The 12393-nt window shown below is 60.4% G+C and carries 5 protein-coding genes; 4 read left to right on the top strand and 1 reads right to left on the bottom strand.

Annotated features, from left to right (window positions below; translation table 11 throughout):
• Positions 1–32: 32 nt before the first annotated feature.
• Complete coding sequence (locus AACY50_RS04630; RefSeq protein ID WP_339433669.1) at positions 33–2756, bottom strand: hypothetical protein; 2724 nt, start codon at positions 2754–2756, stop codon at positions 33–35.
• A gap of 188 nt (positions 2757–2944) precedes the next feature.
• On the opposite strand from AACY50_RS04630, the gene AACY50_RS04625 reads away from it, so the two are divergent.
• The 4 genes from AACY50_RS04625 to AACY50_RS04610 all read left to right on the top strand — a co-directional run bounded on the left by AACY50_RS04625 (position 2945) and on the right by AACY50_RS04610 (position 12364).
• A complete protein-coding gene (locus AACY50_RS04625; protein ID WP_339464589.1) occupies positions 2945–5257 on the top strand; it encodes a YgiQ family radical SAM protein in 2313 nt (770 codons plus the stop codon).
• Between the two features lie 363 nt (positions 5258–5620).
• Positions 5621–8896, top strand: a complete 3276-nt coding sequence (locus AACY50_RS04620) for a transglutaminase family protein (RefSeq protein ID WP_339507625.1) — start codon at positions 5621–5623, stop codon at positions 8894–8896.
• Positions 8897–8984: 88 nt separating this feature from the next.
• Positions 8985–11471 carry a circularly permuted type 2 ATP-grasp protein gene (locus AACY50_RS04615; RefSeq protein WP_339464591.1) on the top strand — a complete coding sequence of 829 codons (2487 nt, stop codon included), beginning with the start codon at positions 8985–8987 and terminating at the stop codon, positions 11469–11471.
• Positions 11471–12364: a transglutaminase family protein gene (locus tag AACY50_RS04610; RefSeq protein ID WP_339431779.1), complete on the top strand. Its 894-nt coding sequence runs from the start codon at positions 11471–11473 to the stop codon at positions 12362–12364. The genes AACY50_RS04615 and AACY50_RS04610 overlap by 1 nt, the downstream gene beginning before the upstream one ends.
• Positions 12365–12393: the final 29 nt, after the last annotated feature.

Here is a 12393-nt window from a genome sequence, read left to right as displayed (position 1 = left end):
ACATCAAAGCCTGCTGTTCGGGCTTTGCGCATTTACTCGGAGGCTGCGGCGTGACTGTCTGCCAGGGCGAATATTTTGCTCGCTGTTCTGCCATCGAACCTTTGCCGCCAGATGCCGACGTGCGGCAAACCGGCCCGTTCATCTCGGCGCTGAGACTCGATACCTCGTCTGCTTTGTTCAAGCGTCTTGAGATGAGCGCCATCGACCTTGAAGCTCAGAGGCAGGCTCTTCTCGGCGTCGTAGTGAAAATGCGCGTGCCACAACGGCGTGTTATCGGCGCTGTCGCTGATCGAATAAACATCCAGAAACGACCTTTTCTGGCCTTTTCCCGATTGTTTGCGATCAACGATCTTGCTTGCCTTGAGCTCGTTACGATCCAGCAGATAGTTCAGGCGCATGATGTCCAGCACGTCTTTGTTCTTGTACATCCGCACCAGCGTTTTCTGGCCTAGTTCTGTCAACGAAACGGCGGCGGCCCGCAACTGTCCGGCCAGGTTGATGATCACTCGATCTTCAACATCTGTATCGTGGTTTTCCAGTTGCCTTGCCTGTTGATTGAGCAGATCGGTTTCCTTGCCCAGATCTTCGACGATCTTTGTCGGGTTAGTGTTTTGGGCTTCTTGTGTTCTCGCGTTGGTCGCGTGATCTTCGACCCTGGCCAGTAACCGGTTCGCCTCGCCAATGAGTTGTGGCCGTGGCGTTCGGATAAGCGGAGGAAGCACGGGCAGCCATTCGTCTTCTATTTTTTTGTAGCGCCTGGGAGGCGAATCAGGTCGCAGCAGGTCGGGAACCTTGATGGTGATGGTGCCGTCCAGTGCGGTTTCCGTTTCCCCGACCAACACTCTGTAAGTGCCGTGCTGACGGGTGCGGAATATTTTCCTGGCGCGCGCGGGAGGGGCTGACGCCTCGTTGATAGGTTGCGGCGGGATAAAGTCGAAATCAATGTCTTGGTCGAGGCTCGGCAGATCGTGAGCTCGCTCGGACGCGTCAAGAATTTCGGTCAACTTGTTTTCGATTTTTTTCTCGATGGGATCGATCAGGGTAACGATCTCCCTGATGTATTCGGCGTTGGGATGCTCCGCGGCCAGCAGTGTTTCAAAGCGGGTTTTATCTCCCTTGATTTGATCAAGGGCCAACAGCAGTGCCATTGGATGCTCTCGTTGCGGAGCGTTTTGCAAATCTCCGGTGATCAGATCGATGGCCGAGAGCGAGGGCATGGTCGTGTTTGGCGCATGGTCGGGAGTGTCCGCAAACAGGTGAACGTAAAGGGTCAGTTTGTTGAAGTTGATGCGCTCGGTATCGTGCACCTGGAGGCGTAGTTCGGCGAGTCGAGGGGCTGCTCCGGGTGAGGCTTTTCTGATCTGCTCCATCACCGCCTGGCGCTCTTCGAGAAACTTCAGTTTCTTGTTCAGATGTTTGATGGTTTTCTTGCAGTTTCCGGCACTCAAATCTGTCACCGAAGGCCGGACCCTGAGATCCATGACGGCCATCAGTCTGTTGAGATATTCCACGCGTTCTATCCGGAAGGTATGCAGCTCTTCCTTGAACACCCCGCTTGCTTTGACGAGGGGGAGCCAATCCTTGTTATCAACGAGCGACTGAATAAAGTCCGTCTGTTTTTTGATGTGCTTGAGCAGGTGTACCTCAAGCGCGATCAGGCCCGCCGTTTTGGCCGCGCCATCCGGCAAGTCGCGGACCTGGCCCCAAAGTGTGTCGTAATGTTCAGATGATTCGGTCAGAGCCCGGTGAGCATCCGCGAAAGGTTGGTAACGTTGCATCAGAAGCGCCAGGTTGGCTTGCAGGCCCTCATTGCGGCGCATGCCGCCCCTCAAACCCGTGAGGATGGAAACCCAGGTGTTCTCCTCGCTCCGAATGATCGCCCGGGTTTCGCCACTGCGACTGGCGCGGTAGATGTTCGCGCTATCGGAGGCAACGGGATCCTTGGGGTTAACAATGCGCCACACCTTTTGAGTCGGCGTGGACGCGTCAAGGTCCTGCATGACCTGATACGCGTGGCTGTCGATGACCACATAGAGCTTGCCGTCGTGGCGAAACAGGCCGTCACTGCCAGGCTCGACACCGCTGAAATCCAGATCCGAGCGAAAAGCGTTCAGCCTTGCCTGCGTCAGTGGGAGCCTGCTTGAGTCAACGTCATTGAGCGGATGCCAGAGGTCGCTGTCGGTGTCGCGCAGCAATACCGGACCGGAGGGAAGCAATTCGCTCGAAAGTCGCGCCCGATACAGTCCGGTGTCCGGATCCACTGCGACAAGAACGGTACCGCCATCGGGCACGTCGACATACCGGCGTTTGTTGTAAACCCTGAAACCTTCGCTGTTGGCAGCCGGTAACCCTTTCACGGCTTTGAGCCAGTAGTTCTTCAGCGGCTGATGGATGACGGAAGGCGCTGCAATGGGAGACGGCGTCAGATGAATCATGACGGCAGGGGCCGGTAGTATTGCGTCAAGGTCTGTATCGCCCGGCAGTCTGGCCGGCGGCTTCGCAGGGTCGACAGCGATCCATGGATCGAAGACTTTGCGGCCCGCAGCGTCAGGATGCGGTGCGTCGATGTCCGTTCGTCGATTCGGTCTGATATGGACATCCACATTCAAGTGGGGGCCATTACGAGGTGGTTTTCCTGCCATGTTTTTCATCCTTGAAAAATGCCCTCCGGCTTTCGCGCAAGGGCTTGTTTTATTTGGCATCGTGCCGGTTTGCATGATTGCGCAGGTGGCGGTGGAGCTGTCGGCAGCACCCATCCATGGGCGCCTGACTGGCGTTTGGCATCATTGCCAGTGTCTGGCGGGTCGAAAGCCGCCGTAGCCTTTTCTGCTTGAAGCACAGAAGAGGGGGCTGAGATTAACAACCGACCATTGCCGTCGGAATTGGTCAAATTTTGTGCTATATTCCGCGCCCGCGATTTTTCATCTCAACACCGGTCGTCGACATGCAAGCAGCCAAGCCGTTATTTGACTATCCAAAATATTGGGCCGAATGTTTCGGGCCAGCGCCATTCCTGCCAATGAGCAGGGAGGAGATGGATCAGCTTGGCTGGGATTCGTGCGACATCATCATTGTTACGGGAGATGCCTACGTCGATCACCCGTCGTTTGGCATGGCAATCATTGGCCGGCTGCTGGAGTCTCAGGGCTTTCGCGTCGGGATCATTGCGCAGCCGAACTGGCAGTCCAAAGACGACTTCATGAAGCTCGGCGAGCCGAACCTGTTCTTCGGGGTCGCGGCCGGCAACATGGATTCGATGATCAACCGCTACACCGCGGACAAAAAGATCCGTTCCGACGACGCCTACACCCCGGGCGGCATGGCTGGCAAACGTCCGGATCGCGCCAGCCTGGTTTACAGCCAGCGCTGCAAAGAGGCGTACAAACATGTGCCGATCGTGCTCGGCGGCATTGAAGCCTCCCTGCGCCGTATCGCTCACTACGATTACTGGCAGGATCGCGTGCGCAACTCGATCCTGATCGACGCCAGCGCCGACATCCTGCTGTACGGCAACGCCGAGCGAGCCATCGTTGAAGTCGCGCAGCGCCTGTCCTACGGTCACAAGATCGAAGACATCACCGACGTGCGCGGCACCGCGTTCATTCGTCGCGATACGCCGAAAGACTGGTACGAAGTCGATTCCACACGCATCGACCGTCCGGGCAAGGTCGACAAGATCATCAACCCGTACGTGAATACCCAGGACACCCAGGCCTGCGCCATCGAGCAGGAAAAGGGCCCGGTCGAAGATCCGCAGGAAGCCAAGGTCGTGCAGATCCTGGCCAGCCCGCGCATGACCCGCGACAAGACCGTGATCCGCCTGCCGTCGGTTGAAAAGGTTCGTGGTGATGCCGTGCTTTATGCCCACGCCAACCGCGTGCTGCACCTGGAAACCAACCCGGGTAACGCCCGTGCGCTGGTGCAGAAGCATGGCGAAGTCGACGTCTGGTTCAACCCGCCGCCGATTCCGATGACCACTGAGGAAATGGACTACGTGTTCGGCATGCCTTACGCGCGCGTTCCGCACCCGGCGTACGGCAAGGAGAAAATCCCGGCCTACGACATGATCCGTTTCTCGGTGAACATCATGCGTGGCTGCTTCGGTGGCTGCACCTTCTGCTCGATCACCGAGCACGAAGGCCGGATCATCCAGAACCGTTCCGAAGAGTCGATCATTCGCGAAATCGAAGAGATCCGCGACAAGGTGCCAGGTTTCACCGGTGTCATTTCCGACCTCGGCGGCCCGACCGCGAACATGTACCGCATCGCCTGCAAAACGCCGGAAATCGAATCCGCGTGCCGCAAGCCGTCCTGTGTGTTCCCGGGCATCTGCCCGAACCTGAACACCGACCACTCGTCGCTGATTCAGCTGTACCGCAGTGCCCGTGCGTTGCCGGGTGTGAAGAAGATTCTGATTGCTTCCGGCCTGCGTTATGACCTCGCGGTCGAGTCGCCGGAGTACGTCAAAGAGCTGGTGACCCACCACGTCGGTGGTTACCTGAAGATCGCCCCGGAACACACCGAGGAAGGTCCGCTCAACCAGATGATGAAACCGGGCATCGGCAGCTATGACAAGTTCAAGCGCATGTTCGAGAAGTACACCAAGGAAGCCGGGAAAGAGCAGTACCTGATTCCGTACTTCATCGCTGCGCACCCGGGCACCACCGACGAAGACATGATGAACCTGGCCCTGTGGCTCAAGGGCAACGGCTTCCGCGCTGACCAGGTGCAGGCGTTCTACCCGTCACCGATGGCCACCGCCACCGCGATGTACCACTCGGGCAAGAACCCGCTGCGCAAGGTCACTTACAAGAGCGACGGCGTGACCATCGTCAAGAGCGAAGAGCAGCGTCGTCTGCACAAGGCGTTCTTGCGTTACCACGACCCGAAAGGCTGGCCGATGCTGCGTGAAGCGCTGACCCGCATGGGCCGTGGCGATCTGATCGGACCGGGCAAGGATCAACTGATCCCGCTGCATCAGCCGTCCACCGACAGCTACCAGAGCGCCCGTCGCAAGAACTCGACGCCGGCTGGCAGCCATAAAGTGGCGAAAGAGGGCAAAGAGAAAACCACCAAGATGCTCACCCAGCACACCGGTCTGCCACCGCGTGCCAGTGATGGTGGTAATCCGTGGGACAAGCGTGAACAGGCCAAGGCGGCGGCGTTCGCCCGCAACCAGCAGGCCGCCAAGGAGCGCAAGGACGCGGCCAAGGGCAAAGGGCCGAAACCGGCGCGCAAACCGGTGGTGCCACGCTAAGTCGCTTTTTAGCTCAACAGAACGCCAACCTTCGGGTTGGCGTTTTGCATTTCAGGGCTCGGGAAATGTGGTGAGGCTACTGACGCCTTCGCGAGCAAGCCCACACAGGAGATTTGTGGTCGGTTTCAATATGTGTATTCAACACCAATCCAATGTGGGAGCGGGTTTGCTCGAGAAGAGGCCAGAACAGGCGACCTTGATCACATGCCTGCCACAAATAGAAGCAAACTCCCCAAACCATTTCCCCGCATTGCCCGATTTTGGTGCTGTACTGCCCAAAGCATTCCGGGAAAGCGCCCAAGCCTCTGTATGGCATAAGTCTTGCGCGCTTTCGAATACGCTTAGGCTCGCAGGAGGCACGCCGTGTCGATTCATGTCGCATTGCATCACGTCACGCATTATCGCTACGACCGCGCTGTCGAACTCGGCCCGCAGATCGTTCGCCTGCGCCCGGCCGCCCACAGCCGCACGCGAATTCTCTCGTATGCGCTGAAAGTCTCGCCCGAGCAGCATTTCATCAACTGGCAGCAGGACCCACAGGGCAATTACCTGGCGCGATTGGTGTTCCCCGAGAAAACCGATGAGTTGCGCATTGAGGTCGATCTGCTGGCCGAAATGGCCGTTTTCAATCCGTTCGACTTCTTCCTCGAACCCTATGCCGAGAAAATCCCCTTCGCTTACGCCGCCGATGAGCGCAAAGAGTTGGCGCCGTACCTTGAAACCCTGCCGCTGACGCCGACTTTCGAAGCCTATCTGGACGCGATCGACCGCACGCCGTTGCCGGCCGTGGACTTTCTGGTGGCGCTCAATCAGCGTCTGAGTGAAGACATCGGCTACTTGATCCGCATGGAGCCGGGTGTGCAAACCCCGGAGCACACCCTCGAACACGCCTCCGGCTCCTGCCGCGACTCGGCGTGGTTGCTGGTGCAACTGCTGCGCAACCTCGGACTGGCGGCGCGTTTCGTTTCCGGTTACCTGATTCAGCTCACTGCCGACGTGAAGAGCCTCGACGGTCCCAGCGGCACCGACGTCGACTTCACCGACCTGCACGCCTGGTGCGAAGTGTATTTGCCAGGTGCCGGCTGGATCGGCCTGGACGCCACGTCCGGGCTGTTCGCCGGCGAAGGGCATATCCCGCTGGCCTGTAGCCCCGATCCCTCTTCGGCGGCACCGATCAGCGGCATGGTCGAACCTTGCGAGACGCAATTGAGCCACGAAATGTCCGTGGAGCGAATCTGGGAGGCGCCACGCGTTACCAAGCCTTACACCGATGAGCAGTGGCTGGCGATTCAGGTACTGGGCCGGCAGATCGATGCCGACCTGCTGGAAGGCGATGTGCGCCTCACCATGGGCGGCGAACCGACCTTCGTGTCCATCGATGACCCGGATGGCGCCGAATGGAACACCGCCGCGTTGGGGGCGGACAAACGTCGGCTCTGCGCCGAACTGTTTCAGCGCCTGCGCAAGCATTACGCGCCGAAGGGGCTGGTGCACTTCGGTCAGGGCAAGTGGTACCCCGGCGAGCAACTCCCGCGCTGGTCGCTGAACTGCTATTGGCGCCGCGATGGTGCGCCGATCTGGCACAACGATGCGTTGATCGCCGACGAGCAACAGGATTACGGCGCCGATGGCGAGCTGGCCGGACGCTTTCTGGCGAGTGTCGCCGAACGCCTGAAACTGCCCACACATTTTGTATTCCCTGCCTATGAGGACAATTTCTATTACCTCTGGCGCGAGGGTGCGTTGCCGAGCAACGTCAGCGCCGAAGATTCGCGTCTGGAGGAGCCTTTAGAACGCGCACGCCTGCGCAAGGTCTTCAGCCAGGGTCTGGATAAAGTGATCGGCCAAGTGCTGCCGCTCGCACGCACCGCTAAAGGTGATCAATGGCAGAGCGGGCGCTGGTATCTGCGCGACGAACATTGCCGTCTGGTGCCGGGAGATTCACCGCTGGGCTACCGCTTACCGCTCGGTTCGCAGCCCTGGGTGAAGGCGGCGGAGTACCCGTTCATCCATCCCCAGGACCCGAATCAGGACTTTCCCGAACTGCCGGATGCCGCGCAACTGAACAGTCACGGTGAGCCCGCCACGGTTGACGAGCGCACACCGAAAATCGACGAGTCCGCCGATTGGCTGACCCGCACCGCGTTCTGCGCCGAAGCCCGCGAAGGGCGGTTGTACCTGTTCATGCCGCCGCTGGAACGGGTCGAGGACTATCTGGAACTGGTCGCGGCCATCGAGGCCACCGCCGAAGAACTGCACTGTCCGGTGCTGCTGGAAGGCTACGAACCGCCGAGCGATCAGCGTTTGAGCAACTTGCGCATTACCCCTGATCCGGGCGTGATCGAAGTGAACGTGCAGCCTTCTGCGACCTGGGACGAGTTGGTCGAACGCACCGAGTTTCTCTATGAAGAAGCGCGGCAAACCCGCCTGACCACCGAGAAGTTCATGATCGATGGCCGCCACACGGGCACCGGGGGCGGTAACCATTTCGTCCTCGGCGGCGCGACACCGGCGGATTCGCCGTTCCTGCGTCGTCCGGATCTGCTGCGCAGCCTGATCAGTTACTGGCACAACCACCCGTCGTTGTCGTATTTGTTTTCCGGGTTGTTCATCGGCCCGACGTCCCAGGCGCCACGGGTCGACGAGGCACGCAACGACGCCTTGTACGAGCTGGAAATTGCCTTCGCGCAGATGCCGGCCCCGGGTGAAGAATGCGCGCCGTGGCAGGTGGATCGACTGCTGCGCAATCTGCTGATCGACGTCACCGGCAATACTCACCGTGCCGAATTCTGCATCGACAAACTCTATTCACCGGATGGCGCCACCGGGCGCCTCGGATTGCTGGAATTGCGCGCCTTTGAAATGCCACCGCACGCCCGCATGAGTCTGGCCCAGCAACTGTTGTTGCGAGCGCTGGTCGCACGGTTCTGGCGCGAGCCTTATGCGCCGCCGAAACTGGCGCGGTGGGGCACTGAACTGCACGATCGTTTCCTGTTGCCGCACTTTATCGAACAGGATTTCGCCGACGTCATCGTCGAACTCAACAGCGCCGGTTATCCGTTGCGCGCCGAGTGGTTCGCGGCGCATCTGGCGTTTCGTTTTCCCAAGGTCGGTGACTACGCCGTCAATGGCATCGAGCTGGAACTGCATCAAGCGCTTGAACCGTGGCATGTGTTGGGCGAGGAGGGTACGGCGGGTGGCACGGTACGGTACGTCGATTCATCGCTTGAACGTTTGCAGGTCAAGCTCAAGGGCTTGCCGCCGCAGCGGTATCTGCTGACCTGCAACGGCATTGCCGTGCCGTTGCACCCGACCGGGCGTGTGGGCGAATTCGTCGCGGGTGTGCGCTATCGGGCCTGGCAGCCGGCCAACTGCCTGCAACCGACCATCCCGGTACACGCGCCGCTGGTGTTCGACCTGCTCGACACCTGGATGCAACGCTCGCTGGGTGGCTGCCAGTACCACGTCGCCCACCCCGGCGGGCGTAATTACGAGACGCTGCCGGTCAACGCCAACGAAGCGGAGAGTCGGCGCATGGCGCGTTTCTTCCGTATCGGACACACACCGGGGAAACTTCCCATACCTGATCTGACAATCTCCGACGAGCTACCGATGACGCTCGATTTACGACGTTTCTAGATCGTGCGCGACGCCCGGATTTTTCGTATATCCGGGCGTCATGTGCCTGCGTTAGTCTGACCGTTCCTTGCTGTCTGCCGAGCTTTCCATGCCTGACCTGCTAGACCGCTACCCGCTGACGGCGGGCACCTACCACGAACTGCTCGATGGCAGTGGTGCGGTGCGCCCGCACTGGCAACGCCTGTTCGACCAATTGCAGCGCAGCAGTCCGGCGCTACTGCTGCAGCGTCAGGCGTTGCTGGCCCGGCAGATTCAGGAAAACGGTGTGACTTACAACGTCTATGCCGACCCCAAAGGGGCCGATCGCCCGTGGGAGCTGGATCTGCTGCCGAACGTGATCGCTGCGGATGAGTGGCAGCAATTGTCGGCGGGGATCGCTCAGCGTGCGCGACTGCTCAATGCGGTGCTGGCGGATCTGTACGGCCCGCAACGGCTGATCAGGGAAGGCCTGCTGCCGGCGGAACTGGTGTTCGGGCACAACAATTTTCTCTGGCCGTGTCAGGGCATCGCGCTGCCGGAGCAAGCCTTTGTGCATCTGTACGCCGTGGATCTGGCGCGCACCCCGGACGGGCGCTGGTGGGTCACGGCGGATCGCACTCAGGCGCCGTCCGGCGCCGGTTATGCGCTGGAAAACCGCACCATCGTGTCGCGGGCGTTTCCCGAGTTGTACCGCGATCTCAAGGTGCGGCATCTGGCCGGTTTCTTCCGCACCCTGCAAGAAACCCTGGCTCGTCAGGCGCCTTGCGATGACGACGCACCGCTGGTGGTGTTGCTCACGCCGGGGCGCTTCAACGAAAGCTATTTCGAACATTTGTATCTGGCCCGCCAGCTTGGCTATCCCTTGGTCGAGGGCGGCGACCTGACGGTGCGCGATGCCACGGTGTACCTGAAAACCCTCAGTGGTTTGCGCCGGGTGCACGCGATCATGCGTCGGCTCGATGATGACTTCTGCGATCCATTGGAGCTGCGCACGGATTCTGCACTCGGTGTGCCGGGGCTGCTGGAGGCGGTGCGTCAGGGCCGGGTGCTGGTCGCCAATGCGCTTGGCAGCGGCGTGCTGGAGTCCCCGGGGTTGCTGGGGTTTTTGCCGAAGATCAACCAATACCTGTTTGGCGAAGAACTGATCCTGCCCTCCATCGCGACCTGGTGGTGCGGTGAAGCGCCGGTGTTGGCCCAGGCTTTGGAAAAACTGCCGGAATTGCTGATCAAACCGGCCTTTCCCTCGCAAAGTTTTGCGCCGGTATTTGGCCGTGATCTGAGTGATAAGCAGCGCAAGAGCTTGTCCGAGCGCATGCAGGCACGGCCTTACGCCTATGTAGCGCAAGAATTGGCCCAGCTGTCCCAGGCACCGATCTGGCAAGCCGAAGACGGCCAGTTGCAGCCCCGCGCCATCGGGATGCGCATGTACGCCGTGGCCGGTAGTGACGGGTATCGGGTGCTGCCGGGTGGTCTGACCCGAGTGGCGGCCGACGCCGATGCCGAAGTGGTATCGATGCAGCGCGGCGGGGCGAGCAAGGACACCTGGGTGCTGGGGGATCGAGCGCCAAGCGGCGAGCAATGGAAGACTCAACGCAACGTCGGTGTACACGATCTGGTGCGACGCGACCCTTACCTGCCGTCGCGGGTGGTGGAAAACCTGTTCTGGTTTGGCCGTTACTGCGAGCGTTGCGACGACAGTGCGCGACTGCTGCGGATCATGCTGGCGCGTTACGTCGACGGCGATGACCCGCAAGCCTTGCTGGCCGCGGTCGATCTTGGTGAACGGCTGGCGCTGTTGCCGGACGAAGGTGAGCTGCCAGAGCGCTTGCTGGCTGCGTTGCTCGGCGAGGACTGGTCGTTCAGCCTGCGTTCCAACTTGCAACGCCTGCAGTGGGCCGCTTCGCAGGTGCGCGGCAAGCTCTCGCGGGAAAACTGGCAGGCGCTGGTGGAATTGCAGCGTGAAGCCACGCAACTGGATACCGACGAGCCGGACTTCGGCGAGTTGCTGGATTTCCTCAATCGTCTGGTGATGTCGCTCGCTGCGCTGTCCGGGTTCGCGCTGGACGACATGACCCGCGATGAAGGCTGGCGCTTTCTGATGATCGGCCGGCGCATCGAGCGTCTGCAATTTCTGAGCAGCAGCCTGGCGGCGTTTCTGCGTGGCGCAGGGGCGTTCGATCAGGCGGGGCTTGAATGGTTGCTGGAGTTGGGTAACAGCAGCATCACTTACCGCTCGCGCTACCTGGCGGTGGCGCAGTTGATTCCTGTGCTCGACCTGTTACTGCTTGATGAGCAGAACCCGCACGCGGTGTTGTTCCAGTTGAAACTGGTGACCCGCACGTTGAAGCGTTTGAACGATGATTTCGGTGTGCCAAGGGAGGCCGGGCTGGCGCAACTGGTCGAGCGACTGGGGCGTTTTGATCTGGGGTGTCTGGAGAATCCGTTGTTTGGTGAATCCAGCGTGCGGTCGGCGCTTGAGGGGCTGGCGGATCTGCTGCAGGAGGTCGCCGACGCCAGCGGGCAAGTATCGGATCGTCTGGCCCTGCGCCATTTCGCCCATGTCGATGATGTCAGCCAGCGCACGGTGTCCGTCTGATGAACGCGCATTACCAGATCTTCCACGACACCTGTTATCACTACGACAGCCCGGTGTCCCTTGCGCAACAACTGGCGCACCTGTGGCCGCGTGAGTGCGCCTGGCAACGCTGCACCGAACAGCAATTGCTGATCAGTCCAGAGCCGACCGCGCGTCGTGATGAACAGGATGTGTTCGGCAATCCATTGACCCGACTGGCGTTCGAGCGGCCCCACGATGAATTGCAGGTCAATGCCCGGCTCACGGTTGAAGTGCTGGCGCGGCCAGTACTGGATTTCAATCAATCCCCGGCGTGGGAACTGACGCGCAATGCGCTGACCTACAGCAGCCAGCCGCTGCCCGCCGACCTGCTTGAGGCGTGCCGTTACCGATTCCAGTCACCGTATGTGCATCTCAAGCGCAGCTTCGTCGAGTTCTCGCAAAGTTGTTTCCCCCCAGGCAGGCCTTTGCTGCTGGGCGTGCAGGACCTGATGCAGAAGATTTTCAGCGAGTTCACCTTCGATGCCGAGGCGACGCAGGTAGCGACGCCGCTGGTGGAGGTTCTGGAGCGTCGACGTGGGGTTTGTCAGGACTTCGCTCATCTGATGCTGGCGTGCGTGCGATCACGCGGATTGGCGGCGCGTTACGTCAGCGGGTACCTGTTGACCCAGCCGCCTCCAGGGCAGCCACGGTTGATCGGCGCCGATGCGTCGCATGCCTGGGTTTCGGTGTTTTGTCCGGTGCTGGGGTGGGTGGATTTCGATCCGACCAACAACGTGCAGCCTGCGCTGGAGCACATCACGTTGGCGTGGGGCCGGGATTTTTCCGATGTGTCGCCGTTGCGGGGAGTGATTCTGGGCGGCGGGAGTCATGATCCGGATGTACGGGTCACGGTCATGCCACTGGAGTCATAACCATCAAATGTACGAGCGGGCTTGCTCGC

Origin of the sequence: Pseudomonas sp. RA_15y_Pfl2_54, from assembly GCF_963971015.1 — a bacterium.
Lineage (GTDB): Bacteria > Pseudomonadota > Gammaproteobacteria > Pseudomonadales > Pseudomonadaceae > Aquipseudomonas > Aquipseudomonas baetica_A.
This window is presented reverse-complemented; position numbering and strand designations above follow the sequence as displayed.

What these genes read in the sequence shown, in the direction of transcription:
- AACY50_RS04610 (WP_339431779.1), top strand. Translation starts at nt 11,471, where the DNA reads ATGAACGCGCATTACCAGATCTTCCACGACACCTGTTATCACTACGAC.
- AACY50_RS04625 (WP_339464589.1), top strand. Translation starts at nt 2,945, where the DNA reads ATGCAAGCAGCCAAGCCGTTATTTGACTATCCAAAATATTGGGCCGAA.
- AACY50_RS04630 (WP_339433669.1), bottom strand. Translation starts at nt 2,756, where the DNA reads ATGGGTGCTGCCGACAGCTCCACCGCCACCTGCGCAATCATGCAAACC.
- AACY50_RS04615 (WP_339464591.1), top strand. Translation starts at nt 8,985, where the DNA reads ATGCCTGACCTGCTAGACCGCTACCCGCTGACGGCGGGCACCTACCAC.